Here is a 23,276-nt window from a genome sequence, read left to right as displayed (position 1 = left end):
GTCAGCGCTCCCTCTGTCGGCGAAGCAGGATGACGACGAGCACCATCAGGATCGCGAGGGTGACGAAGGATACGGCGGAGCCGAGGCCGACATCGTTGCGTCCGAAGGTGTAGCGATAGGCGAGCAGCACCAGGTTCTCGGTGGCGTTGGCCGGTCCGCCCTGCGTCAGCAGCCACGGCGTGTCGAAGTCGTTCACCGTCCAGATCGTCATCAGGAGGCAGAGCACGATCGAGATGTTGCGGAGCTGCGGCAGCGTCACATAGCGGAACTGGTTCCAGCGTGACGCGCCGTCGAGGGCGGCGGCCTCGTAGAGGCTGCGGTCGATGCCCTGCAGCGCGGCGAGCAGCGACAGCATCATGAACGGGAAGGAGCGCCAGATCTTGATGGCGATGACGGCGGCGATCGCCCAGTTCTCATCGCTCAGGAAGTAGATCGGGCTGCCGCCGAACACGCCGATGATCTGGTTGAAGAGGGCATGCTGGTCGGCCATCATCCAGCGCCAGCTGACGATCGATACGATCGACGGCACGATCCAGGGCAGAAGCAGCGCGACGCGGAAGAAGCCGCGAAACGGCACATCCTGGTTCATCAGCAGCGCCAGCCCGAGGCCGAGCACATAGCAGCCGATCACATTGAAGACGGCGAAGACGAGGCTGAACCAGAGCGCGTGCAGGAAGTCCGCCGATTGCAGCAGGCGGGCGTAGTTGTCGAACCCGACGAACTTGCCGGTCTTCAGCAGCGAGCCGCTCGTGAAGCCGTAATAGAACCCGGTCAGCATCGGATAGGCGATGACCGCGAGCATCAGGAAGATCGAGGGCGCGAGCAGCCAGAAGGGGAGCGAATTGCCCGATCGCAACCACTCCCTGGCGCTTGCGCGCCAGGTCATGGTTTCGTCGGCGAGCATGGGCCGAACCGACACGGGACTATTCCTTCAGGATGGACTTGAGCCGCGATTCAGCGGTGTCGACGATCGGGCCGACCGGCTTGCCCTGCCAGAGCTGCTGGGCGAAGGCCTGCATGGCGCCTTCGCCTTCGAGGTCGTTCAGGGCGGGGAAGATGCCGGCTGCGTTGGTGGCCGTGGTCTTGCCGACCGGGACGTAGTGCTCCAGCACGTAGGCGCGGGCGTCGTCCTTCTTGAAGTAGTCGTCGGCGGCGATCGAGCTGCGCGCCGGCAGCTGGCCGGAATTGCCCTTGGTCCAGAGCGGCAGCTGGTTCTTCGACCACCACTTCAGGAACGTCTTCGTCTCTTCCGGGTGCTTGGTCTGCTCGTAGACCATGATGTTGTTGACCCAGAAGATCGTTCCCTTGTCGCCATGCATGCCGGCGAGCGGCGGCACGACGCCGATATTGGCAGCCTGGTCTCCCGCCTGCGCGATCAGGCCGGGGCCGTCGAGCGTGAAGGCGGCCTGGCCCCGATTGAAGGCGGAGCGGCGGTCGTCGCTGTTGTAGCCGGTGCTGGCGGGGCTGACGGAGCCGTCGGCCACCATGCCGGCCAGCGCCTCGAAGGCCTCGACATTGCGCTCGTTCTTCAGGTCGAGCTTGCGATCGGGGGTGAACAGCCCGCCGCCATTGTTGAGGAGGGCGTTGTAGAGGAAGTGCGATCCGCCCGTGTCGCCGGAGGCGACGATGCCGTAGCGGCCGTCCTTGGTGGTTGCCTTGGCGGCGGCGCGGAGCTCCTCCCAGGTCGTCGGAACCTTGACGCCGGCCTGTTCGAGCAGGTCCTTGCGGTAGAACCAGACGCGGATGTCGAGGCCCCAGGGCAGCGCGACATAGTGGTCGTCATAGCGCAGCGTATCGACCGTGTTCGGCAGGAAATCGGCCAGCTCGCCGTCCTTCTTCAGCTCCTCGACGACGTCGTCGATCGGCCGGATCGCGCCCTGATCGTAGAGCTGGACTGCCTGGTATCCGGCGCCGGTCGACAGGTCCGGCGCGGTGCCCGAGCTGATCGCGGTGACGAAGGTCTGGTACCAGTTGTTCCACGGAACGGAGCGGTATTCGACCTGGATCTCCGGATGTTCCTTGTTGAACTGGGCCACCAGTTCCTTGGCCGAGTCGATATACTCGGGCGGGCCCCAGATCATGTCCCAGAAGTTGAGTTTGACGGCTTCCTGGGCCGAGGCGGCGATCGGGGCCAGGCCGATCAGGGCGGCGGCGGCGATGGACGCAAGCATTCCTGCCGCGCGGATGCGCGGACGTGCACGATGATTCACGACGTTTCCTCCAGTATCTTGATTATTGGGTCGTCAGCGAAGCGGTAGGGGCGTTCTCCTCTGTCTGGTCTGGATCGAGCCGGGGGCTAGCCGCGTATCGTTGGCGCGATACGGGGAACCGGTCCGGTCGATTCACGAAGGATGAGCTGGGGGGAGAGGGTGACGGTGCGCGGCGTGTGATCGGGGTTCTCGATCGCCGCCAGCGCGAGCTGAAAGGCCGTCAGGCCGAGTTTCGCCATCGGCTGCGCGACGGAGGTGAGACGCGGCGCGAGATGCGCGGCGAGCGTATCGTCGAAGCCGACGACCGAAAGATCGTCCGGGATCCGCAGCCTCGCCTCATAGGTGGCGCGCAGGACGCCGGCGGCGAGGATATCGCAGGCGGCGAGCACGGCGGTGGGCGGCTCCTTCAGCGCCAGCAGCGCCTGCATGTGGCGATAGCCCTCGATGTTGGAGCCGTCGTCGAGGCGCGAATATTCGCCGAGGCGGACGAGGTCGGGATCGGGCGAGACGCCGGCCTCGCGCAGCGCGTCGAGATAGGCGCCGAGGCGCTCGTCCTCGATCGAGTGGGGCTCGCCCGCCCAGTGCGGATAGAGGGCCGGGTCGCCGCCGATGAAGCCGATCCGGCGGTGGCCGAGCTGCAGCAGGTGCTGCATCGCCATGGCGATGCCTTGGCGATTGTCGACGAGGACGGCGTCCGTATCGCCGCTCTGGCGGCGCTCGATCTGGACGACGGGCATCTCCGCCGCCTTGAGGATCGCCAGGCTCTCGCCATCGATCGGATAGGTGAAGATCACAGCGTCGACCTGGCGCTCGATGAAGCGCTCGACGCCGAACCGCTCGGCTTCCTTGTTCTTGTAGTGATTGAACAGGAGCGACTTGTAGCCGTGGCGCAGCGCCTCGCCCTCGACTGCCCTGGCGACGTGGGCGAAGAACGGATTGCTGGTCATTTCCAAAAGGATATGGCCGATCGTGAAGGTGCGCTGGGTGCGCAGGCTGCGGGCCATGACATTGGGCCGGTAGCCGGTCACCCGCACGGCCTGCTCGACCCGCAACCGCGTCTCGTCGCCGACATAGCCGGTGGCGCTCAGAACACGCGCCACGGTGGCGCGGGAGACACCAGCTTCACGAGCGACATCGAGCAGGGTGATGGATCTGGGCTTCATGCGGCTCTCGTCTGAGATCGATCTCACATGAGTATGAGATCGATCTCAGAGTCGTTTCAAGCGGATTCTGATGCGTCCTTTGAAAAAGTGGGAGTCATGCAGGGAAGGTCGTTGACCGGGCGCTCGGGGCGCCGCGGATCGCGCTCAGTCCGTCTGATCGACGAAGCGCTGGATCAGCCAGCGCGCCGCCGGGCCCGGCGGGCTGTGCGTCCGGTAGAGGGCATGCAGCAGATAGCGGCCGCTGCCGATTTCCGGAAGATCGAGCCGGACGAGCCTGCCGGCTGCGAGATCCTCGCTAATCGTCGGTATCGGCATGTTGCCCCAGCCGGTCCCGGCCAGAAGCAGGGCGCGCTTGGCGCCGAGATCCGCCAGCCGCCAGGCCTCGGCGGCGAAGATGCCGACATCGTCGCCTTCCTCGAACTGGGAGCGCACCGTCAAGATGAGCTGGCGGTGGCGGCGCGCCTCGCCGGGCTTGGCGGCGCCCTGCAACTGGGCCAGCGGGTGGCCGGGGGCGGCGACGGGGATCATCTCGACGTCGCCGAGGCTGATCATCTCGAGCCCGCCGCCGACGATGCGCATGCCGCCGCCGAAGCCGACCGTCGCGATGCCGCGCTGCACGAGCTGCGGAACCGCGCCCAGCGCCTCCATGTAGAGCCGCAGTTTCACGGTCGGGAAGGTGGTCTCGAAGGCCTTCAGGGCGTCGGCGACGCGCGCCGGCGGGAACATCACGTCGACGACGACGGTCAACTCCGCCTCCAGCCCGTCCAGCAGGCCCCTTACGCTGGCGCGCAGGTCGTCGACGCCGGAGGAGACCGCATGCGCCTTGGCCAATACCGCCTGGCCGGCATCCGTCAGGACCGGTTTTCGCGTGTGCTCGCGGTCGAACAGCTTCACCCCGAGCTGCTGTTCCAGATTGGCGATGGTGTAGCTGACGGCCGAGGTCGCGCGGTTCAGCTTGCGGGCCGCCCCGGCGAAGCTGCCGATTTCGACCACCGTCAGGAAGACCCGGATCTGGTCCAGGCTGGGGGTACCGATGGCGGGCAAGTATCCATTCTCCTGAACGATGGCGCCCGATCCGGGCTCTGTCCGCTGGAAAGTCGAAGCTCCGGCCGGCGATCGGCCGGTGGGCCGGCGTTGGACCGTTCGAATTCCTTGAACGTATCAGTCGGAATTATACGCGTTTTGCCGGATGAAGTCGGGGTCTAATTGTGAGGGGAGGGTCGCAGCAAAGTCGCGCGATCGCTCGGATTTACGGGCTGCGGAGGGATCGTCCTTTCCGGCGGCCGAAGGCAAAGGACCTGACCCATGAACAACACCCTGAACGGCACGGCCGCTGTCGGCCGTCTTCTCATCGGCATTCTGTTTCTCCTGAGCGGCCTCAGCAAGCTCGGCGCCGCGGCCGCCACCCAGGGCTATATCGCCTCGGTGGGCCTGCCCGCGCCGCTGCTCGCCTATCTCGGCGCGGTCGTCGTCGAAGTCGGCGGCAGCCTTCTCCTCATCGCCGGCTATCGCGTCCGTCCGGTCGCGGCCGTGATGGCGGTTTTCACGCTGATGGCCGCCTTCTTCTTCCACAACAACCTCGCCGACCAGAACACGATGATCCATTTCATGAAGAACATCGCCATCACCGGCGGTCTGCTACAGGTCGTCGCCTATGGCGCTGGTTCGTTCAGCCTCGACGCGCGCCGTGCGCGTCGTGAGCCGGAAGGTTCCATCCAGCAGCCGCGCGCCCTGTCCGCGTGAGCCTGCTCCGGGCCGTCCGGGTGGGGGCACCAAAGCACCACCCGGACGGCGCCTTTCCCTGATCTCCTGTCAGCAGGTTCGCCATGTCCTCCATCGCCCAATCTCTGCGCGTCGCCCGATCGGTCGCCCTGAAGACCCGCGGCCGGACCCGCGGCATGATCACCCGCTTCATCAGCCCGAGCGATCTCGGCGAAGTCCTGAAGCCGTTCGTCTTCCTCGATCTGTTCGACAATGGCGGCGAGACGTTCCACGGCTTCGGATTGCATCCTCATTCCGGCATCGCCACCGTGACCTACATGGCCGAGGGCAGTGTCAGCTACGAAGACACCAACGGCATGACCGGCATGCTGCCCGAGGGCGGCGTCGAATGGATGCTGGCGGGCAAGGGCGTCTGGCATGGCGGCGGCGCTGGCGATCCCGGCCGCGCCTGGGGTTTTCAGCTCTGGGTCGCGCTGCCGCCGCATCTGGAGCTTGGCCCCTCCGCGAGCCTCTATCAGGGACCTGCCGATATCCCGAAGGTCGGGCCGGTGCGTGTGCTGCTCGGCGCCTATCTCGGCGTCGCCAACGAGATCGAACCGCCGTCGTCCATCGCCTATCTCGCCGTGGTGCTGCGCGCCGGCGAGGAATGGACCTACGTGCCGCCGGTTGGCCACGAGGTACTCTGGGTCGCCGTCGGTCGCGGCGCCGTGACGACGGCATCCGGTCGCATCGAGGCCGGCGAAATGGCGATCTTCGAGCCCGGCGCGGAGCCGGTGACGTTCTGGGCCGACGAGGACAGCCATTTCGTGCTGGGCTCCGCCGTGCCGCATCCGCATGAGCTGGTGCTCGGCTACTACTCGGTCCACACCTCGGCCGCCGCGCTCGAGGCGGGCGAGACCCGGATCCGCGAGATCGAGGGCGAGTTGGTCCGCGACGGCCGGCTCTGATCGGCGTGAGGGATACCTTGTCCATGAAGATCGTCACCGCCAATGGCGCCCATATTCCCGCCATCGGGTTTGGAACCTACGGCATGGCGCGGGACGAGATGTTGCGGATGATCCCCGCGGCGCTCGACGCCGGCTTCCGCCACATCGATACCGCGCAGATCTATCGCAACGAGGCCGAGGTCGGCGAATGCGTCGCCGCCTCGGGCATCCCCCGCGCCGAGCTGTTCCTGACGACGAAGGTCTGGGTGTCGAACTACGGGCGCCGGGCGTTCGTTCCCTCGGTGGAGGAAAGCCTGCGCCGCCTGCGCACCGACCATATCGACCTGCTGCTGCTGCATTGGCCGGGCGGCAGCGACGTGCCGCTCGCCGAGCAGATCGGCAGCCTCAACGAGGTGGCGCGATCGGGCAAGGTCCGCCATATCGGGGTGAGCAACTTCAACAGCGCCCTGCTGCGGCAGGCGGTGAAGCTCTCCAACGCGCCGCTCGTCACCAACCAGTTCGAATATCACCCGTTCCTCGACCAGTCGGTGCTGATCGAGGCGACGCGCGAGGCCGGCATGGCCGTGACCGCCTATTGCGGCATGTCGGTCGGCCGGGTCTTCTCCGAACCCTTCCTGCTGAAGATCGCGGCGAACCACGGCCGCAGCGTTGCCCAGATCGTGCTGCGCTGGCTCGTCCAGCAGCACCAGGTGGTCGCCCTGTCGCGCACCACCCGTCCCGACCGCGTCGCGGAGAACCTCGCGATCTCGGATTTCGAGCTCGGCCTGCACGAGATGGACGGGATCGCGGCGCTCGCGCGCCCGAACAGCCGCATCGTCAGCCCGCCGGTCCTGTCGCCGGCGTGGGACTGAGCCGGGCATTTTTGAGCCCGGCCCCGGTCTTGGGTCGCTAGGAAAGGCTTAGGGGGAGGAAGGGCGCGTATCGGTCCAGTCGACCATCAGCTTGCGCTCGGCGAACAGCCAGATCCCATCCTGTTTGCTGAACGTATCGAGATAGCGGATCGACGCCACCATCAGGGTCCGCGTCTCGCCGGTGACGGTCAGGTGGTGGGCGATGCAATAGCTCTCGCCCGTCGCCGTATCGCCGTCGACCTCGACCGTGCTCTGGCCGTTGAAATGGGTCGTCGCCTGATAGGTGTTGAGATTGTCGAACACCGGCGCGAGCGCCTCCCGGCCATGCAGGACCTGCGTCGGCTCGGCCGCGCGGCTGTCCATGAAGACCTGAAAGACCGTGTCGGCCGTGAACAGGTTCATCTGCCCGCGGGCATCCCGCCGGTCGGCGCAATGGGCATAGGCATCGACCAACTGGCGGATCGCCAGCCGGTCGGCGGCTTCTTCCGGCGAAATCGAGGTGTGAAGGGTCATTCCGGGGGGATCCTATCGTTCCTGGAGGGCAGTACTGACGACGGCGATATGCGTCGCGATCAGCGCGCGGAGATCGGCGCTGTCGGTCGCGATGTCCTTGAAACCCTTGAGGGCGTAGACGATCGATCGCGCGAGGGCCGGCGTCGACAGTTCGAGCGGGGATCGCTCGAGAGCGCTCCGCAGCAGGTCGCCGATCAGATCCTCGAAGGCCTGGTAGCCGGCGCAGACCGACTTGAAGCCGAGATCGAACATGTCGCGCGCGTCGGGGTGGGCCTGCACCAGGTCATAGCCATCGGCGGCCCAGGCGTTGCAGGCATAGAGGAGCTTGCCGGCGAGGGTGGGGAACGCCGCAGTGCCCGCCCGGACCTCGGCGAGCTTGGTCTCGACCATCGTCTCGACGACCGCCTGAAACACCGATTCCTTGTCGGGAAAGGTCAGGTAGAGGGTCGGCCGCGTCAGGCCTGAAGCCTTGGCGATGTCTGCCATCGTCGTGCGGCCGAAGCCGTAGCGCAGGAATACCGGCGTCGCGGCGTCGACGACGGACGCCCGGCGAATGTCAGCTGTCTTGTTCATGCTGACACTCTGACATGTTGTCGAATTATGTCAATAATCGCAATCCGAGCAGACCCGGCGGACTACAAGCCTTGCTGCTCCGCGCGAGCGTCGCGCTCCAGATAGCGGAAGAGATCGACGATGATGTCGGCTGGTCGCGGCACGCCGACGCCGCCGGCGGCGAGATAGTGCTGGATGGAGCCGAGCGTGGCCGAGCGGACCAGATAGCTGAGGCGTTGCGGATCGCCGGCGGGCAGGGTGCCTCTCGCCTGTTCCGCCTCGGTCGCCTCGATATACATCTCGTCCCAGCGCAACATGGCGGTGCGCAGATCCTCCCGCTCGCCGCGCGGCCATTGCTGGATCAGCAGCCGGAAGCGCTCGGGATGGGCGAGCGCCCAATCGGCGAAGATCAGCGTCAGCGTCTGCACCGTGGCCGGGCTCTCGCGCTCTTCGGCGATCCGGCACATCGCGATGATTTCGCGGGCGATCAGCGCTTCCAGGATGTCCTGTTTGTTCGAGAAGTGGCGGTAGGGCGCGTTGTGCGAGACGCCGACGGCACTGCCGACATCGCGCAGGGTGACGGCCGCAGCACCTGCATTGTCGAGCAGGTCGGCGGCGGCGGAAAGGAGATCTTCGAACCGGGATGAGCGCATGCGGCATCATGGGTGGCTACGTTGACAGCGTCAACCCCGCTGCCTATGTTGACAATGTCCACATGACGGTCGGGTCGCGGTTCCGCAATCGGAACCGAAGGCCGCGCGGGGTAGGGGACGCCGTTCGGCGGCGACCGCCACGGGGCGAATGAACTCGCAATGCATGCGCTTGGATGCCGGCTTCGGCATCAGGTTGGAGAAGACTATGACCGGAAGACTAGAGGGCAAGGTTGCCATCGTAACGGGCGGTTCGCGCGGACAGGGTGCGTCGCACGTGCGCGCCTTCGTCAGAGAAGGCGCCAAGGTCGCGTTCACGGATATCCGGGTCGAGCTGGGCGAGGAACTGGCGAAGGAACTGGGCGACGACGTGCTGTTCATCCAGCAGGACGTCTCCAAGCCGGAAGACTGGGATCGTGTCGTCGCCGAGACGGAGGCCGCCTTCGGTCCGATCAACATCCTCGTCAACAATGCCGGCATCGTCCTGCTCAAGGAGATCGAGGACACGAGCTACGAGGAATATCTGAAGATCGTCGCCGTCAACCAGCACAGCGTGTTCCTCGGCATGAAGGCCGTGGTGCCGTCCATGCGGCGCGCTGGTTCCGGCTCGATCGTCAACGTCTCGTCCGCCGCCGTCAATCGCGGCGTCAAGGGCAACATCGCCTATACCGCCGCCAAGGCGGCGATCGGCGGCATGAGCCGCGTCGCGGCGCTCGATCTCGCCGAGTACAACATTCGCGTCAACACCGTGCTGCCGGGCATCATCCTGACGCCGCTGGTCGACGAGCCGGATCCGGAGCGCGTCGCCGCGATCAACGCCCGTATTCCGGTCAAGCGCCTCGCCTCGGTCGAGGAGGTCTCGAACCTGATCGTCTATCTCGCCTCGGATGAATCGAGCTATTCGACCGCCTCGGAATTCACCGTGGATGGTGGCCTCACCGCCTGAGTTCTGTCGGTTCGAGGAGGCCGGCCGGCTGTCTGCCGGTCGGTCTCACGACCTGACTGAAGGCGGGCAGGGGCGTCGAGCCTCGGCGGGATTACCCTACCCCCGCCGCCGGCGCCCCTGCCTCCCCGCCCATTAGCCCGTTGCGCAGGGGAGCGCTCATGAAGACCCTCTATTCGACCAAGGTGGACGTCGTCGGCGGCCGCAACGGCACCGCCACCAGCGATGACGGTCTCCTCGCCCTGAAGCTGGCGCAGCCCGCCGCCATCGGCGGACGCGGCGGCGCGCCGAACCCGGAGCAATTGTTCGCCGCTGGCTATGCAGGCTGCTTCGGCAGCGCCGTCATCCATGTCGCGCGCGGCCGGCACAGGATTTCCGACGATCGGGTCGCGGTTGCCGCAACCGTCGGGCTCGTCTCGAAGGATGACGGACAGATCGCGTTGACGGTCGCGCTCGATGTGACGATCGACGGCGTCGATCCCGAGACGGCGGAGGCAATCGTCGCGGAAGCCCACCGCACCTGCCCGTACTCCAACGCGGTCCGTGGCAACATCGACGTGCAGATTTCCGTCACCGCCCGGTAGACGCATCGGATCTTGCCGGTCGCGCCGCTCCATGCGGCGACGCCGATCGGCCTCATTCATCGGGATCCCGGCCACACCAGCCGGGCAGGTAGTTGGCCTGCTTCGATTTGGCCAGCTTGAGCGCTTTCTTGAGCGCTCCTCCATAGTCATGGTCCACGCGATCCCCGATGCGTCGGCGCAGGAACTCGGCCCAGAGAAACTCGCTGTAGAGCGTCGTGTCCTTCGCGAAGCCGCCCTGGCGCCGAAGCTCTCCGGCGAGGGACCGGAAGGGATCGTCCTTCAGCTTCTCGATCGTTTTCGGGATGTCGGCGCTTGTCCGAAGGATCCCGTCGCGGTCGTAGAGGTAGACCCAGTTCATTCTCTCCATCACGAACCAGAATTCGCCGCGGGAGAGGGCGCTCAGATCCGCCATCGGATTGATCACCACCTGGCTGACGCCCTCCAGATGGAGCGCGAGCGCCAGGTGGTGATGATCCAGAATGTAGCTGTGTCCCTTCGGGCCGCTCACCACCGGGATCTGGTGATAGCTCTGCAGGTCATCCTTGCTGAATCCGGTTTGCCGCAACCTGCGTCGTCTTAGCTCGACCTCGCGGAATCCGGCCGTCAACTGGGTCGGACGGAGGCTCAGAATATCGATTATCCGCATGACTTTTCTCTCTTGGGCACGGGATAGGTTTCGAGACGAGCCTCCTCGAAACAGGCGAGATGAGAACGCGTCGGCCGCCCTAAGGTTCAGATCGTGGCCAGGGACGTCCGACGCCGGGATCGGCCTCGTCAGTCGATCTGCTTCGCCCGCCCCGCCCCGAGCCCCAGCAGGCCCATGACCACGCAGACCGCCGTGCAGATCAGGAGGGGCATGGTCCAGGAACCGGACCCGTCATGCAGATAGCCGATCGCCGGCGGCGCGCCGGCCGCGACGAGATAGCCGACGCTCTGGGCCATCGCGGAGAGCGCGGCGGCTTGCCTCGGATTGGCGGCGCGCAGGCTGATGAAGGCGAGCCCCAGGATGAAGGTCGCGCCGGCGCCGACGCCGAAGAGGGCGCTCCACAGGATCCCCCAGCCGGGCTTCAGCATCAGTCCGATCAGCGAAAGGGCGGTGACGGCGGCGACCCCGACGGCGATCGCCCTTTGATCCTTCATGCGACCGACGATGGCCCCGAGGAACAGGCCCGGAATCGCGGTGGCGAGCTGCGACACGCCGTGCAGCGAGCCGGCGGCGGCCGGCGAATATCCCGCCTCGGTCAGCATGACCGGAAGCCACGTGACGACGACGTAGTAGACGAGGGAGTTCAGGCCGAAGAAGAACGTCACCTGCCATGCGAGCGGAGAATGCCAGACCTTGCCGCCATGGGGCGGCGTCGGCGTGGCGGCCGCCGGCGCGCTATGCCCCTTGAGCTGCGGAATCCAGGCCAGCATCGCGACAAGCGGAAAGACGAGGAAGGCTCCGAGCGCCCAGTTCCAGCCCGACCCCGGCAGGTTGGCGATCGGCACCGCGGCGACGGAGGCCAGCGAAGCCACTACGCCGGCCGTCAAGGCATAGGTGCTCGTCAGGACGGCGATCCGGTGCGGAAAGTCCCGCTTGATTAGGCTCGGCAGCAGGACGTTGGCGATGGCGATCCCCAGGCCGATCACGCCGGTGCCCAGAAACAGCGTCCACTGTTCCCCCCACGACCGGATGACGATGCCGGCCGCCGTCAGGATGAGCGCGATGAAGAGGCTGCGCTCGAGACCGTATTCGCGCGCAAGCAGCACGCAGAACGGCGATGCGCCGGCAAAGATCAGCAGCGGCAAGGTGGTGAGGATGCCGGCCTCGGCGGTTCCGAGCGAAAACGCATCGCGGATCGCATCGAGCAGCGGGGCGACGCCGGTGATCGGCGCCCTCAAATTTGCGGCGATCAGCAGAACGCCGACCAGGAGCAGGACGGGCCGCCCAGCGGCCGCAATGCGTTTTCTTGTCATTTGAACCAGCCTTCCGATTGGAATGCTGGTCGTTTAGCCGATTGGCTGGGTCGAAGAATTTCGATATTCTGCCACAAAATATTGAAAAATGGCCAAAGCGTTGAAGCAGCTGAAATCGGCGATCACTGCCTATGTTCCCGACCGGTCGCGGGCGCCTGCCGTAGCCCTGCACCTCGATTTCGCGGACTATGAAGCGGAAGTCCCCATGCACCGGCACCGCAAGGGCCAGCTCGTGCTCGCGCATCATGGCGCCGTGACCTGCACCGCCGCCGGCGGACTATGGATCGTGCCGCCCCATTGCGGCGTCTGGATTCCGGGCGGCATCGATCACAGCAACACGGCGACGGCCAACGCGCGCCTTTCCTATCTGTTCGTCGAACCCGACGCGGCGAGCCTGCCGGGCGAGTGCTGCATTCTGGCCGTCACCCCGTTGGTCCGGGAACTGATCGACCGGCTTGCGGAATTCGGCGACGGCTACGCGGAGGAAAGCCACGCAGGCCGGCTGGCGCGGATCCTGCTGGACGAGCTGACGGCCATGCCGCAGGAGCCGCTGCGCCTGCCTGTATCCGATCATCCCAAGATCGGGCAGCTCGCCCGCATGCTGACGGCCAATCCGGGCGACCGCAGCCGGCTGGACGAGTGGGCTGCGAGGCTGGCCCTCAGCGAGCGCTCGCTGTCGCGCCTGATCGAGCAGGAGACGGGCCTGACCTTCGGCCGCTGGCGGCAACGCCTGCACCTGCTCGTCGCCCTGCGCGAGCTCGCGGGCGGCGCCACGGTCCAGCGCGTCTCCGAGGCGCTTGGCTACGAGTCGGTCACCGCCTTCATCACCATGTTCAAGAAGTCGGTCGGCGAGACGCCCGCCCGGTATTTTGCACGGCTGAGGAGTGGTGCTTAGGCGCGGGCGAAACGCGATCCAGCCGCCTGAGAATCGCAGAAATCCGACGGTCCGAGCGCAGCTTAAGATTGTTCTGAAAGGGGAATGGCGGAGAGGAAGGGATTCGAACCCTCGAGACGGTTTTAAGCCGTCTACTCCCTTAGCAGGGGAGCGCCTTCGGCCACTCGGCCACCTCTCCGCCGCTGGTGTTACCGGTAGGCACGGCGGGACACAAGCTGATTTGTGCGGTAGGGCGCCTTTTCCACATCGGCGACTTGTTCCGCTTTCGGTCGTTCGCGGCGCTGGAGAGGCCGGAAATGGCGGAGGGCCGCTTGCGCTCGCCGGGCCTCGCGGCGGCTTCGTTTGAAGTGCCGCGTGCGCAGGGTGGCGGGCAGGGGCTGAAAGTCCCGTTGAGAGCGGCAGGCTCGGCTCTTGCATCTCGTTCCGGGCATCCCGAGTCAGGCCGTCGTCCGCCCGTTGCCAGGAATACGCATCCGCGAAGGCCGGAGACGTCCTCCGCCCCCGCCTCAGACTTCGCCCGCGCCGGTCTTGCCGGCGGAGAGCCAGTCGAGCGGGGCTTCGAAATTGCCGACCAGACCGGTTTCGAGAAACTGCAGCCGGGCGCGGCCGGCGCCGATCAGGCCGCCGCTGATCAGCCGGGAGCCGAAGCCGTGCCGCTTCGGCGGGCAGGCCGGCGGGCCGTTCCGCTCGGTCCAGCTCAGATGCAGGATCGCGTTGCCGCCTTCGCCAAGCGTGACCCAGCGGATTTCGACCCCGCCTTCGGGGACGGACATCGCCCCATGCTTGATGGCGTTCGTCGCCATCTCGTGCAGCATCAGCGAGATCGACAGCACCGCCTTCGGTCCGACGACCACGTCGGGGCCGGCGAAGTCGAACCGTTCCGCGCCGACATGGTGCTTCAGGACATTTTCCATCACCGCGCGCAGCGGCGCCGATTCCCAGCTCTGCCGGAGCAGGATCTCATGCGCCGAACTCAGGGCCATCAGCCTCTCGGTGAAGGCGTTGAGCGAATCCTCGTCCACGACCTCCCGCAGCGTCTGCCGTGCGATCGCCTGGACGATGGCCTGCGTGTTCTTCATGCGATGGCCGAGCTCGGCGTTCAGCACGCGCAGCCTCGCCTCCGCCTCCACCTTGCCCGTCGTCTCGATCACCGTGTCCATGAAACCGGCGATCTCGCCGTTCTCGTCGAGGAGGGGCGTATAGGAGAAGGTAAAGTAGGTCTGCTCGGGAAAGTCGTTGCGCGAGACGACGAGGGGAAAATCCTCGACGAAGGTCGCTTCGCCCGCGAAGGCTCTCTCGGCGATCGGGCCGATCGTTTCCCAGGCCTCGCTCCAGATCGTCCGGAAGGAGCGGCCGATCGATACGGGCTTCTTGCCGAGGATCGGGACGAACGCGTCATTGTAGATCGCGATCATCTCCTTGCCCCAGACCAGGCATTTGGGGAAGGGCGAGGCCAGCACCAGCCCGACCACAGTGCGCAGCGATTGCGGCCAGGATTGCGGGGAGCCGAGCGGGCTGTTTCCCCAATCGTAGGCGCGGACGACGCGCCCCATCTCGCCGCCGCCGCGCAGAAAGTGAAGCGCGTCGTTCGGCCCGGCGGGCGCAATCAGGGTCTGTCCGGAGCCGAGGGCCCCGTCGAATTCAGCTTTGGCCGACATCTTGTTTCGTCCCTGATGCGCCCGGCTTGCCGAAGGCCACCAGAAGGCGCCTATCCGAACGGACGTCGAACGCATCATAGGACGAGGCGGCCCATATACCAAACGCTGCGGGAGGGATGCAGCGCCTGATATCCCGGCAAGGCCGTTCGGCGAGCGATCGCCTCAGGAAAGCGCGTCGCGTTCGTTCTGAAGGGTGGCGAGCTGCTGCTCGAGCTCGGCGATGCGGTCGGCCATCCGGCTTTCGCTGGCGGCGCCCGAGGCGGCGGCGGCCTGCTCCGTCACCGTCCGCATGGCTTCTCGTACGCTCGCAATGCGCTCGTCGAGCTCGATCAGCAGTTTGGGATCGGCCATTTCGGTTCTCCTGAACGGGCTGGGAATCAACGGTATCAGCCTGGATTGGTTCAAAGCCTAGCGACGCGCAGCGGCCCTGTCACCGGCGGTCGCGCGAAAGTCCCTTCTCCTGCAACTCCGACAGGTAGGCCGCCCAGAGCGTGTCGTGGTCGCGGCCGAGTTCTGCCAGGTAGGTCCAGGTGAAAAGTCCCGTGTCGTGGCCATCGTCGAAGACGAGACGGACCGCGTAGTTGCCGACCGGGCTGATCGCCTGGATCGCCACGTCGCGCTTGCCGGGCACCGTCTGCTTCTGCGCCTTGCTGTGGCCCTGCACCTCCGCCGAAGGGCTGGTCACGCGGAGATATTCGGCCGGCAGGGCGTAGCGCGCGCCGTCTTCGAAGGTGACCGTCAGCAGGCGCTTGTCGGGCGAGAGGCGGATCTCGGTCGGCCAGGGCGCGGCGGTGGCGGAATCCGGGGCTGCGGGCGTGGTCATGATGGTCTCCGGCGGCCAATCGGCCATGCGAAATCAAATAGCGGGCATCGCGGCGATGTCCCGATTCGGCCGGTGTCCTTTGAAAACACCCGGCGTCTCGTCTACATAGCAGAGATGGTCGCTCCTGGTCGGAATAGGGTGGCCCGAGGACCGTGCATGAACCAGATCGTGCCGATGGTGGCCGAGACGAAGCCGATGATCGATCCGTTCGGACGGTCGATCACCTATCTCCGCGTCTCGGTGACGGACCGATGCGATTTCCGCTGCGTCTATTGCATGGCCGAGGACATGACCTTCCTGCCGAAGCGGGACGTGCTGTCGCTCGAGGAACTGGACCGGCTGTGCAGCGCCTTCATCGCCAAGGGCGTGCGTCGCCTGCGCCTGACCGGCGGCGAGCCGCTCGTCCGCCGCAACATTCTGTCGCTGATCCGCTCGCTCGGCCGGCATATCGATAGCGGTCAGCTCGACGAGCTGACGCTCACCACCAATGGCTCGCAGCTTCATCGTTTCGCCGGCGAGCTGGCGGATGCCGGCGTGCGGCGCATCAACGTATCGATGGATACGCTCGATCCCGCCCGTTTCCGCGCGATCACGCGCTGGGGCGATCTCGGCAAGGTGATGGAAGGGCTGGATGCCGCGCAGGCCGCCGGCCTCAAGGTGAAGATCAACGCCGTCGCGCTCAAGGACGTCAACGAGCATGAGATCGACGACCTGATCCGCTTCGCGCACGGTCGCGGCATGGACCTGACCCTGATCGAGACGATGCCGCTCGGCGAGGTCGACGTCGACCGGACCGAGCAATATCTCCCGCTATCGACCGTCCGGGCGCGTCTCGCAGAGACATGGACGCTGAACGAGATCCCGTACAAGACCGGCGGCCCGGCTCGCTATGTCGAAATCGCGGAGACCGGCGGCCGGCTCGGCTTCATCACGCCGCTGACTCACAATTTCTGCGAGAGCTGCAATCGCGTCCGCGTCACCTGCACCGGCACGCTATTCATGTGCCTCGGGCAGGAGGACGCGACGGACCTGCGCGCGCCGCTTCGCGCCTCCGAGCACAATGCGCTGCTTTCGGCGGCGATCGACGAGGCGATCACCCGCAAGCCGAAGGGGCATGATTTCATCATCGATCGGGAGCACCGCCGCCCCGCCGTCGGCCGGCACATGAGCATGACGGGCGGCTGATGCCGTAGCGCCCCGGTCCGGATTTGCTGCGATGCAGCGAGCGCTTTACGTTCGACGGACCCTGTTTTTCTTGCGTTCCATGTATTGACGGAGTGAAAGCGCCGCGACGCGGTTGCTTCATGCCCGATTATTGATCAATCTGGCGTTGTCGCGGCCGACCCGCTGCGACCCGGATCATCTGCGGCGCCGCGCTGCCGCGTATTGCCTGAAGTCCCATGCCCGCCCTGGCCGACAATTCCCGCGGCATCATCATGATGGTGCTCTCCAATCTCGCCTTCATCATCAACGACACCTGGATCAAGCTGGCGAGCGACGGCCTGCCGACGGGGCAAATTCTCTTCATCCGCGGCCTCATTTCCTTCGCGGTGATCTTCGTCATCGTGCTGGCGACGGGCGCCTATCGGGAGTGGCGCTCCGTCTGCAACGGGCTCGTCGCCTGGCGCACCGTCGGCGAGATCGGCGCGACGCTGCTCTATCTCTATGCGCTGTTCAACATGCCGATCGCCAATGTGACGGCGATCGGCCAGATCGTGCCGCTGATGACGACGGCGGCGGCGGCGGTCTTCCTGGCGGAGCCGGTCGGCTGGCGGCGCTGGCTGGCGGTCGCCGTCGGCTTCTTCGGCGTGATGCTGATCATGCGGCCGAGCCTGTCCGGCTTCGACATCTATTCGCTGGCGGCGCTGGCCTCGATGGCCTTCATCACGCTGCGCGATCTGGTGACGCGGGAATTCAGGCCCGGCATATCAACGCTTCTGGTGATCGCCGTCACCGCCGCCGCCGTGACGATGACCGGCGCGGGCCTGGCGATCGTCGAGGAGTGGTCGGCGCCGGAAGCGGGGCAGTGGCTGATGCTCGGAGCGGCCGCGGTCCTGCTCGTCTGCGGCTACGGCTCTTCCATCCTCGCCATGCGCCTCGGCGCCATGGCCGTGGTGGCGCCCTTCCGCTATGCCGGCATCATCTTCGCCGTCATCATCGGCTATGTGGTGTGGAGCGACGTGCCGGACGCGCTGACGCTGATCGGCACGCTGATCGTGGTGTCGACGGGCGTCTACACGTTCCGGCGCGAAATGCGCCTGGCGCACAAGGTCCCGCCGTCCCCGGCCGTGATCGTCAACCAGTCCAGCGCGTGACGATCGTCTCGAGGTCCGGGCGGAGCCGATCGGCCGGGCGTTCCGTCTGGCGGCCGAGATGGATGAAGCCGGCGACGCGCTCATCTTCGCGCACGCCGAGAAGGGCGGCGGCCTCGGCGTTGCGACCCGGCCATTTCAGCAGCCACTGCGTCGCGTAGCCATGCGCGGAGGCGGCATGGATCAGGTTCATTCCGACGGCGCCGGAGCCGAGGATCTGGTCCCATTCCGGAATCTTGGACGTCGGATCGGGGCGGCTGACGAGCACGACCGTGACCGGGGAACGCATCATGTAGAGCGTCCACATGTCCTGTTTCGAGGCATCGAGATCGGGCGTGCGGGCGGCGTAGAGCGCATCAAAGCGCTCGCCGGAAAGCCGGCGCGCCTCGCCCTCGATGACGATGAAGCGCCAGGGCGCCAGACGGCCGTGGTCGGGCGCGCGTGCGGCGATGCGGAGGATGCGGTCGAGATGGTCGACGGGGATCGGCGCCGGATCGAAGGCGCGCATCGGCACCGAGCGGCGCGTCTCCAGCTTCGCCAGCATGTTGGGCGAAAACTGCAGCTCGAACGAGTCGTCGTAAATCGGCGCGGCGGCGGTTGCCGGCGTGCCGTGATGGGCGGGGCCCTGATGATTCATGGGGGGCATGCTTTCGTCTTCGGGCGATGACGAGCGAGACATGCGCCCGGCAAGGGCGATTTGCAAGGGATGCAGCATGGTAGAACGCCATGCTTTCGATACGCGCAGGACGCGAATATCGCGTCCTGTTGCGCGGATTCGACAGAATGCGAACCAAAAGACGCGGCGCCGAGCGCACCGCGCCCTGATCAAATCTTCGTCATATGGATCGTCAGGCAGCTCAACAATCGCTCACGAACCGGCCGTTACGGCAGGCCTTCGCCGCGCTCGGAACCGGCTAGGCGGCGCGCGCCGCCAGCGCCTGGTCGGCGGTCAATGCCGCTTCCGGCGTGCCCGAGACGATCAGTTCCAGCACTTCCTGCTCGGTCGTATGCTGGATGTAGCGATCGCCGACATTCTTGCCGCGCTTCATCACCATGATGCGGTCGCCGACCTCGAAGATGTCGGTCAGCCGATGCGAGATGATGATCTGCGCGACGCCCTGGCGCTTCAGCTCGGACATGGTCTCGAGCAGGCGCTCGGTCGCCATGACCGAGAGGTTGGCGGTCGGCTCGTCGAGCACGACGACGCGCGGGTTGAACGAGATGGCGCGGGCGATTGCGACGGATTGCTGGCGGCCGCCGGACAGGCTCTCGACCTTCTGGAAGACGGAGTTCACGTCCACCTTCAGCCGCTTCAGTACCTCGTCAGCTTCCGCATACATCCGGTTGCGGTCGACGAAGAGGCCCTTCTTCGGCCAGCGGCCGAGGAAGATGTTCTGCGCGATGTCCATGTTCCCGCAAAGCGCGAAGTCCTGGTAGATCATCTCGATCCCCTCTTCGCGGCTCTCGTGCGGGTTCTTGAAGTGGGTCGGCTTGCCCGAGACCAGCACCTCGCCTGAATCGCGCTGATAGGCGCCGGTCATCACTTTCATCAGGGTCGACTTGCCGGCGGAATTGTCGCCGACCAGGCCGAGGATCTCGCCCTCGCCGAGCGTCAAATTGATATCCTTGAGAGCCTGGACGGGGCCGAAGGCCTTCGAGATGTGGCGCATCTCGACGATCGGGGTGGCAGCTTTGGTTTCGGACATGGGCGTTCTCAGACGTGCGCTGTTTTGGGGGTAGCCCCGGATTTTCGGGACAGGCGGCGACGGATCGAGCCGGCGAGATCGCCCTGCCGGAACCAGATGTCGCCGACGACGGCGATGACGAGGATGAGACCGATGAAGACGTTGACCCAGTGCTGCGGCATCACGAAAGACTGGCCGTTGCCGAGGATCAATTGCAGCGACAGCAGCGCGCGGATCAGCGCGATCACCGCCGCGCCGGCCAGTGCGCCGAGCACCGTGCCGTAGCCGCCGAAGATCGAACCGCCGCCGATGATGACGGCGGCGATCGCGTCGAGCTCGCGCAGCTGCCCGGCGGACGGATTGAACGAGCGCAGGAAGGCGACGTAGATGACGCCGGCGAACGCGGCGCAGAGCGCCGAGAACACCAGGCTGATCGCCCGCACCCGCGCCGTGTTGATACCGGCATAGTCGGCCGCGCGGCGGTTGCCGCCGGTGGCGTAGACCATCTGTCCGAACGGCGTCTTGGCCAGCACGATGCCGGCAAGGATTGCAACGACGATCATGAAGATCGTCTGCACGCTGACGGCGGCGGCGATGTCGTAGAGCAGGGTTCCCCGCGCTGGCGCGATCTTGAAATAGGCGAGCGCGTCGATCAGCTTGCGGCCGATGAGATTGAACGCCTCCGGGAAGGAGGAGAGCTGGCGGCCGGCCGTCAGCCAGGCGCCGATGCCGCGCGCCATGTAGAACATGCCGAGCGTGGCGACGAAGGCGGGCAGGCCGAAGCTCACCGTCAGCAGTGCGTTGATGAAGCCGGCCGCGGCGCCGGCCACCAGCGCGATGAAGGCCGCGCTCATCGGGTCGAAGCCCATCTGTTTCATCAGGAAAGCGCAGGTCGCGGCCGACAGCGCCAGCACCGAACCGACCGACAGGTCGATGTCGGCATTGGCGATGACATAGGTCATGCCGATCGACAGCAGGCCGACCTCGGTGAAGGACAGCATCAGGTTGAACGTGTTGTCGAGCGAACTCCAGAAATCGGGCCGGAGATAGAGCCCGACGCACCAGAGCACGACGGCGAGGATGATCGCCGCCGCGTCGCGCCGGGCGAGGAAGTGGCCGATCGGGCCGCGCGCCTTCATCGAGCGGTCCGAGGCGGACGAGCCCTTGGTCTGCGCGCCCTCGATGGCGACGCCGCCGATCTCGATGATCGGGGGCAGGGGCTTGCCCCGCACCCGCGCCCAGAGGCGCGGGAAGACGTTGCGGCGGATGATCCAGGGCTCGATCAGCACCGAGATCAGCAGGATCAGGCCGAGGAAGGCGGGGACGGCGCCGGGCGGCAGCTGCGCCATGCCCTGCACCTGCATCTCGACGTCGCCGACCTTGACGGTGCGGCTCATCGGGATGCCCTCGCGCAGCACCTTGTCAATCAGCGTGACGAGAATGGCGCCGAGCGCGCCGCCGAGCAGGCGGCCGCGACCGCCGAGGATCGAGGCGCCGCCGACGATGACCGAGGCGATGACGATCAGCTCCGCGCCCTGGCCATATTGCGAGGTGATGCCCTTGTCCTGCGCGACGCTCATCAGGCCGGCGAGCGTGGCGGCGAGCGCGGACAGCACATAGGCGCGCATCCGGACGCGGCGGGTCGGGATGCCGGCATAGGTCGCCGCCAACTCGTTGCCGCCCGTCGCATAGGTCTCGTAGCCCCAGCGCGTCTTGGCGAGCACGTACATGCCGACGGCCGTCACCAGCGCGAAGATCAGGATCTGGTTGTTGAAGCCGAAGGCGTTGGTCTCGCCGATCTGGAAGAACCAGGGCGCCGTCAGCGCCTTCTCGCTGTAGGAGACGGTCTTGCCGCCCGTCAGCCCCAGCACGAAACCGCGCCCGATGAACAGCATCGTCAGCGTCGTGATGAAGGAGGGAACGCGCAGGACCGTGACGAAGAAGCCGTTGATCAGCCCGACGCCGAGGCCGACCGCGATGGCGGCGAGGAGCGACGGCACGATGCCGAGGTCGTAATAGGACGTCGAGAAGGCCAGCGAGAACACCGTCGCGACCAGGCCGAAGGTCGAGCCGACCGAGAGGTCGAGGTCCTTGTTGATGATGACGAAAGTCATGCCGGCCGCCATGACGCCGTAGCGCGCCGTGTCGCGCAGGATCGCCGAGATGGCGTCGGTCTGGCCGAAGAACTTGGGATTGATGAAGACGCCCGCGATGTAGAGCAGCACCATGAAGATCAGCAGGCCGACTTCCCAGCCTCCGATCAATTCGAGCGGCAGGCGTCTGCGGGGTGGAGCAAGGGTCGTCGATGTCATGGGCATATGTCTTTGCGTCGAAACGAGCCGGTCGGCCCCATGCCGCGTCACGCCCCTCCGCCCGCCGGGGGTGAGACGGCGGTGACGGAGAGGCGGTCGCGTCGTCCGCCTGCCCCTCTCGCGAAGGGCAGGCGGAATCTGGCTCAGTTTTCGAAGCGCTTGCCGACCAGGTCGACCGTGTCCTTCGTCACGAGCTGCGCGCTCGTGTCGAGATTGGCGGCGGAGACGCCGCGGTCGATCTGGAGGTAGAGCTGGGCGACGGGCCAGAAGCCCTGCAGGAACGGCTGCTGGCCGAGCGAGCCGGTGAGCGCGCCGGTGCGGATCTGCTCCTGCTGCTTCGGTCCGAGGTCGAAGCCGAAGGCGCAGATCTTGCCGTTCTGCTTCAGCTGCGCGACCGCATCACCGAGCGCCGGCGTGACGAAGCCGTTGGCGGCGAAGGCGCCGACGACGTCGCCGCGCGATTCGATCAGCGAGACGACCGAGTTGGTGATGTCGTCCTTGTTGACGTCGATGCCGATGTTCTCCGGACCGGCGTCGACCTTGAAGTCAGCCAGGCGACCGGCGTCGTTCAGAACCTTGACCGCGGCCTCGAAGGCGGCGGTGACGCGGCGGTTCACTTCCTCGTTGCCGAGCGTGGTCGTCGACGGGAAGATGATCGAGCCGCCCTTGGCGCCACTGTCGATGACGCATTTGGCGAGCGCCTCGCCGCCGATCGCGGCGGCCGTCGAGAGCTGGCCGGTATGGCTGATCTGCGAGCGGTTGGCGATCTTCGGGTCGAACGAGTTGGTGGTGGCGACCGGGATGCCGTTGGCGAAGGCCTTCCGGACGATGTCGTCATAGGCGCCCGACTGCGGCGTCGTCATGATCAGGCCGTCGATCGTCGGGTCGTTGATGACCTGGTTGAGGATCTCGATCTCGCGCGGGATGTCGTCGACGGGCGCTTCCGAACCGAGCTTGATCAGGTTGATGCCGAAGGCGTTGGCCGCGACCTGGGCGCCGACATAGGTCGGATCGAAGAAGCCGTTGCCGGCGGTATGGGTGACGATTGCGAAAGTGAGCTTGCCGTCCTTGGAATGGAAATCCTTGGTCGTCGGCGCTTCCTTGGCGGCGTCCTCGAACGAATAGCCGCCAACGGCCTTGCCGAGGCTGCCGCCGCCCTGGGCATACGCCGCGGTGGCGATCAGCGAGACCGATGCGCCAAGCGCAAGCGTCGTCAGAATTATCTTCATAACTATCCTCCCCAATAGCCAACTCGGGACGCTCAGCGTCGGTCCGAGATGAGGGAAGCATAGGCAAGCCATCAAGGCCCCGCAACGGCCGCATGACGCAAGTTGTCGCGATTTTGAGGGTCGTTCCTCAGCGGCAACAGGCAAAAAATCGGCCCGTAAATTGTATTGTTGCGCCGCACAAGACTTAAATGGTTCGAAACTTGGTATGATTTGAGCTTGTTGCAACGCGACATCGCGTTGCGGCATGCGTAGAATATCCGGCGCATGG

The 23,276-nt window shown here is 66.1% G+C and carries 24 protein-coding genes and 1 tRNA gene; 8 read left to right on the top strand and 17 right to left on the bottom strand.

All coding sequences use genetic code 11. The annotated features are described in order from the left end of the window. Nucleotide 1: 1 nt before the first annotated feature. The 4 genes from AC6HZP_RS14290 to AC6HZP_RS14275 all read right to left on the bottom strand — a co-directional run bounded on the left by AC6HZP_RS14290 (nucleotide 2) and on the right by AC6HZP_RS14275 (nucleotide 4,417). Nucleotides 2-919, bottom strand: a complete 918-nt coding sequence (locus tag AC6HZP_RS14290) for a carbohydrate ABC transporter permease (RefSeq protein WP_244669948.1) — start codon at nucleotides 917-919, stop codon at nucleotides 2-4. Nucleotides 920-923: 4 nt separating this feature from the next. Next, on the bottom strand, nucleotides 924-2,210 hold the full coding sequence (locus tag AC6HZP_RS14285; protein WP_497523394.1) for an ABC transporter substrate-binding protein: 1,287 nt from the start codon (nucleotides 2,208-2,210) through the stop codon (nucleotides 924-926). Nucleotides 2,211-2,296: 86 nt separating this feature from the next. After that, entirely contained in the window at nucleotides 2,297-3,373 is a 1,077-nt protein-coding gene (locus tag AC6HZP_RS14280) for a LacI family DNA-binding transcriptional regulator (protein ID WP_497523393.1), read from the bottom strand. A gap of 144 nt (nucleotides 3,374-3,517) precedes the next feature. Beyond that, nucleotides 3,518-4,417, bottom strand: coding sequence for a LysR family transcriptional regulator (locus AC6HZP_RS14275; protein WP_201404267.1), 900 nt, complete (start codon nucleotides 4,415-4,417; stop codon nucleotides 3,518-3,520). Between the two features lie 261 nt (nucleotides 4,418-4,678). On the opposite strand from AC6HZP_RS14275, the gene AC6HZP_RS14270 reads away from it, so the two are divergent. The 3 genes from AC6HZP_RS14270 (at nucleotide 4,679) to AC6HZP_RS14260 (ending at nucleotide 6,893) form a co-directional block, all read left to right on the top strand. Then, on the top strand, nucleotides 4,679-5,116 hold the full coding sequence (locus AC6HZP_RS14270) for a DoxX family protein (protein ID WP_201404266.1): 438 nt from the start codon (nucleotides 4,679-4,681) through the stop codon (nucleotides 5,114-5,116). A gap of 83 nt (nucleotides 5,117-5,199) precedes the next feature. Further along, nucleotides 5,200-6,042, top strand: a complete 843-nt coding sequence (locus AC6HZP_RS14265) for a pirin family protein (protein ID WP_497523392.1) — start codon at nucleotides 5,200-5,202, stop codon at nucleotides 6,040-6,042. Between the two features lie 23 nt (nucleotides 6,043-6,065). Next, complete coding sequence (locus AC6HZP_RS14260) at nucleotides 6,066-6,893, top strand: aldo/keto reductase (protein WP_497523391.1); 828 nt, start codon at nucleotides 6,066-6,068, stop codon at nucleotides 6,891-6,893. A gap of 48 nt (nucleotides 6,894-6,941) precedes the next feature. Here AC6HZP_RS14260 and AC6HZP_RS14255 read toward each other — a convergent pair whose 3' ends face one another. The 3 genes from AC6HZP_RS14255 to AC6HZP_RS14245 all read right to left on the bottom strand — a co-directional run bounded on the left by AC6HZP_RS14255 (nucleotide 6,942) and on the right by AC6HZP_RS14245 (nucleotide 8,611). Continuing rightward, complete coding sequence (locus tag AC6HZP_RS14255; protein WP_497523390.1) at nucleotides 6,942-7,406, bottom strand: nuclear transport factor 2 family protein; 465 nt, start codon at nucleotides 7,404-7,406, stop codon at nucleotides 6,942-6,944. A 12-nt stretch (nucleotides 7,407-7,418) separates the two neighbouring features. Beyond that, entirely contained in the window at nucleotides 7,419-7,979 is a 561-nt protein-coding gene (locus tag AC6HZP_RS14250; protein WP_497523389.1) for a TetR/AcrR family transcriptional regulator, read from the bottom strand. 62 nt (nucleotides 7,980-8,041) lie between these two features. Beyond that, nucleotides 8,042-8,611 (bottom strand): TetR/AcrR family transcriptional regulator, encoded by a 570-nt coding sequence (locus AC6HZP_RS14245; protein WP_497523388.1) that lies wholly within the window; start codon nucleotides 8,609-8,611, stop codon nucleotides 8,042-8,044. A gap of 205 nt (nucleotides 8,612-8,816) precedes the next feature. Between AC6HZP_RS14245 and AC6HZP_RS14240 the strand changes: the two genes are divergently transcribed. After that, nucleotides 8,817-9,554 (top strand): SDR family NAD(P)-dependent oxidoreductase, encoded by a 738-nt coding sequence (locus AC6HZP_RS14240; RefSeq protein ID WP_201404260.1) that lies wholly within the window; start codon nucleotides 8,817-8,819, stop codon nucleotides 9,552-9,554. Between the two features lie 158 nt (nucleotides 9,555-9,712). Then, on the top strand, nucleotides 9,713-10,135 hold the full coding sequence (locus tag AC6HZP_RS14235) for an organic hydroperoxide resistance protein (RefSeq protein ID WP_497523387.1): 423 nt from the start codon (nucleotides 9,713-9,715) through the stop codon (nucleotides 10,133-10,135). Nucleotides 10,136-10,187: 52 nt separating this feature from the next. On the opposite strand, the gene AC6HZP_RS14230 is transcribed toward AC6HZP_RS14235, so the two are convergent. Further along, on the bottom strand, nucleotides 10,188-10,781 hold the full coding sequence (locus AC6HZP_RS14230; RefSeq protein WP_201404258.1) for a ParB-like protein: 594 nt from the start codon (nucleotides 10,779-10,781) through the stop codon (nucleotides 10,188-10,190). A 128-nt stretch (nucleotides 10,782-10,909) separates the two neighbouring features. Beyond that, nucleotides 10,910-12,094, bottom strand: coding sequence for an MFS transporter (locus tag AC6HZP_RS14225; RefSeq protein ID WP_497523386.1), 1,185 nt, complete (start codon nucleotides 12,092-12,094; stop codon nucleotides 10,910-10,912). 88 nt (nucleotides 12,095-12,182) lie between these two features. Between AC6HZP_RS14225 and AC6HZP_RS14220 the strand changes: the two genes are divergently transcribed. Beyond that, nucleotides 12,183-12,989: an AraC family transcriptional regulator gene (locus tag AC6HZP_RS14220; RefSeq protein ID WP_497523385.1), complete on the top strand. Its 807-nt coding sequence runs from the start codon at nucleotides 12,183-12,185 to the stop codon at nucleotides 12,987-12,989. An 85-nt stretch (nucleotides 12,990-13,074) separates the two neighbouring features. On the opposite strand, the gene AC6HZP_RS14215 is transcribed toward AC6HZP_RS14220, so the two are convergent. From AC6HZP_RS14215 to AC6HZP_RS14200, 4 genes are all read right to left on the bottom strand, one after another. Beyond that, a tRNA-Ser gene (locus AC6HZP_RS14215) sits at nucleotides 13,075-13,167 on the bottom strand. Between the two features lie 328 nt (nucleotides 13,168-13,495). After that, complete coding sequence (locus AC6HZP_RS14210; RefSeq protein ID WP_497523384.1) at nucleotides 13,496-14,647, bottom strand: sensor histidine kinase; 1,152 nt, start codon at nucleotides 14,645-14,647, stop codon at nucleotides 13,496-13,498. Nucleotides 14,648-14,809: 162 nt separating this feature from the next. Beyond that, nucleotides 14,810-14,998: a hypothetical protein gene (locus AC6HZP_RS14205; RefSeq protein ID WP_201404165.1), complete on the bottom strand. Its 189-nt coding sequence runs from the start codon at nucleotides 14,996-14,998 to the stop codon at nucleotides 14,810-14,812. Nucleotides 14,999-15,077: 79 nt separating this feature from the next. Further along, nucleotides 15,078-15,470, bottom strand: coding sequence for a gamma-butyrobetaine hydroxylase family protein (locus AC6HZP_RS14200; protein WP_497523383.1), 393 nt, complete (start codon nucleotides 15,468-15,470; stop codon nucleotides 15,078-15,080). 156 nt (nucleotides 15,471-15,626) lie between these two features. On the opposite strand from AC6HZP_RS14200, the gene moaA reads away from it, so the two are divergent. Both moaA and AC6HZP_RS14190 read left to right on the top strand, forming a co-directional pair. After that, nucleotides 15,627-16,655 (top strand): GTP 3',8-cyclase MoaA, encoded by a 1,029-nt coding sequence (moaA, locus tag AC6HZP_RS14195; RefSeq protein WP_497523382.1) that lies wholly within the window; start codon nucleotides 15,627-15,629, stop codon nucleotides 16,653-16,655. 215 nt (nucleotides 16,656-16,870) lie between these two features. Continuing rightward, nucleotides 16,871-17,785 carry a DMT family transporter gene (locus AC6HZP_RS14190; RefSeq protein ID WP_497523381.1) on the top strand — a complete coding sequence of 305 codons (915 nt, stop codon included), beginning with the start codon at nucleotides 16,871-16,873 and terminating at the stop codon, nucleotides 17,783-17,785. Here AC6HZP_RS14190 and AC6HZP_RS14185 read toward each other — a convergent pair. The 4 genes from AC6HZP_RS14185 to AC6HZP_RS14170 all read right to left on the bottom strand — a co-directional run bounded on the left by AC6HZP_RS14185 (nucleotide 17,766) and on the right by AC6HZP_RS14170 (nucleotide 23,008). Beyond that, complete coding sequence (locus AC6HZP_RS14185) at nucleotides 17,766-18,428, bottom strand: nitroreductase family protein (RefSeq protein ID WP_497523380.1); 663 nt, start codon at nucleotides 18,426-18,428, stop codon at nucleotides 17,766-17,768. The genes AC6HZP_RS14190 and AC6HZP_RS14185 overlap by 20 nt on opposite strands. Before the next feature lie 268 nt (nucleotides 18,429-18,696). Beyond that, nucleotides 18,697-19,488, bottom strand: a complete 792-nt coding sequence (locus AC6HZP_RS14180; RefSeq protein WP_497523379.1) for an ATP-binding cassette domain-containing protein — start codon at nucleotides 19,486-19,488, stop codon at nucleotides 18,697-18,699. Between the two features lie 8 nt (nucleotides 19,489-19,496). After that, on the bottom strand, nucleotides 19,497-21,785 hold the full coding sequence (locus AC6HZP_RS14175; RefSeq protein ID WP_497523378.1) for an ABC transporter permease: 2,289 nt from the start codon (nucleotides 21,783-21,785) through the stop codon (nucleotides 19,497-19,499). A gap of 137 nt (nucleotides 21,786-21,922) precedes the next feature. Beyond that, nucleotides 21,923-23,008 (bottom strand): substrate-binding domain-containing protein, encoded by a 1,086-nt coding sequence (locus AC6HZP_RS14170; protein ID WP_497523377.1) that lies wholly within the window; start codon nucleotides 23,006-23,008, stop codon nucleotides 21,923-21,925. Nucleotides 23,009-23,276 lie beyond the last annotated feature (268 nt).

The sequence above is a fragment of the Kaistia sp. SLG-1 genome (genome assembly GCF_059699055.1).
Note: the sequence above shows the minus strand (reverse complement) of the source record. Positions and strands in the feature narration are given on the sequence as shown.

Excerpts from the sequence above, each read along its gene's own strand:
- AC6HZP_RS14280 (WP_497523393.1), bottom strand. The coding sequence starts at position 3,373 with ATGAAGCCCAGATCCATCACCCTGCTCGATGTCGCTCGTGAAGCTGGT.
- AC6HZP_RS14270 (WP_201404266.1), top strand. The coding sequence starts at position 4,679 with ATGAACAACACCCTGAACGGCACGGCCGCTGTCGGCCGTCTTCTCATC.
- AC6HZP_RS14265 (WP_497523392.1), top strand. The coding sequence starts at position 5,200 with ATGTCCTCCATCGCCCAATCTCTGCGCGTCGCCCGATCGGTCGCCCTG.
- AC6HZP_RS14260 (WP_497523391.1), top strand. The coding sequence starts at position 6,066 with ATGAAGATCGTCACCGCCAATGGCGCCCATATTCCCGCCATCGGGTTT.
- AC6HZP_RS14255 (WP_497523390.1), bottom strand. The coding sequence starts at position 7,406 with ATGACCCTTCACACCTCGATTTCGCCGGAAGAAGCCGCCGACCGGCTG.
- AC6HZP_RS14250 (WP_497523389.1), bottom strand. The coding sequence starts at position 7,979 with ATGAACAAGACAGCTGACATTCGCCGGGCGTCCGTCGTCGACGCCGCG.
- AC6HZP_RS14245 (WP_497523388.1), bottom strand. The coding sequence starts at position 8,611 with ATGCGCTCATCCCGGTTCGAAGATCTCCTTTCCGCCGCCGCCGACCTG.
- AC6HZP_RS14240 (WP_201404260.1), top strand. The coding sequence starts at position 8,817 with ATGACCGGAAGACTAGAGGGCAAGGTTGCCATCGTAACGGGCGGTTCG.
- AC6HZP_RS14235 (WP_497523387.1), top strand. The coding sequence starts at position 9,713 with ATGAAGACCCTCTATTCGACCAAGGTGGACGTCGTCGGCGGCCGCAAC.
- AC6HZP_RS14230 (WP_201404258.1), bottom strand. The coding sequence starts at position 10,781 with ATGCGGATAATCGATATTCTGAGCCTCCGTCCGACCCAGTTGACGGCC.
- AC6HZP_RS14225 (WP_497523386.1), bottom strand. The coding sequence starts at position 12,094 with ATGACAAGAAAACGCATTGCGGCCGCTGGGCGGCCCGTCCTGCTCCTG.
- AC6HZP_RS14220 (WP_497523385.1), top strand. The coding sequence starts at position 12,183 with ATGGCCAAAGCGTTGAAGCAGCTGAAATCGGCGATCACTGCCTATGTT.
- AC6HZP_RS14210 (WP_497523384.1), bottom strand. The coding sequence starts at position 14,647 with ATGTCGGCCAAAGCTGAATTCGACGGGGCCCTCGGCTCCGGACAGACC.
- AC6HZP_RS14205 (WP_201404165.1), bottom strand. The coding sequence starts at position 14,998 with ATGGCCGATCCCAAACTGCTGATCGAGCTCGACGAGCGCATTGCGAGC.
- AC6HZP_RS14200 (WP_497523383.1), bottom strand. The coding sequence starts at position 15,470 with ATGACCACGCCCGCAGCCCCGGATTCCGCCACCGCCGCGCCCTGGCCG.
- moaA (WP_497523382.1), top strand. The coding sequence starts at position 15,627 with ATGAACCAGATCGTGCCGATGGTGGCCGAGACGAAGCCGATGATCGAT.
- AC6HZP_RS14190 (WP_497523381.1), top strand. The coding sequence starts at position 16,871 with ATGCCCGCCCTGGCCGACAATTCCCGCGGCATCATCATGATGGTGCTC.
- AC6HZP_RS14185 (WP_497523380.1), bottom strand. The coding sequence starts at position 18,428 with ATGCCCCCCATGAATCATCAGGGCCCCGCCCATCACGGCACGCCGGCA.
- AC6HZP_RS14180 (WP_497523379.1), bottom strand. The coding sequence starts at position 19,488 with ATGTCCGAAACCAAAGCTGCCACCCCGATCGTCGAGATGCGCCACATC.
- AC6HZP_RS14175 (WP_497523378.1), bottom strand. The coding sequence starts at position 21,785 with ATGCCCATGACATCGACGACCCTTGCTCCACCCCGCAGACGCCTGCCG.
- AC6HZP_RS14170 (WP_497523377.1), bottom strand. The coding sequence starts at position 23,008 with ATGAAGATAATTCTGACGACGCTTGCGCTTGGCGCATCGGTCTCGCTG.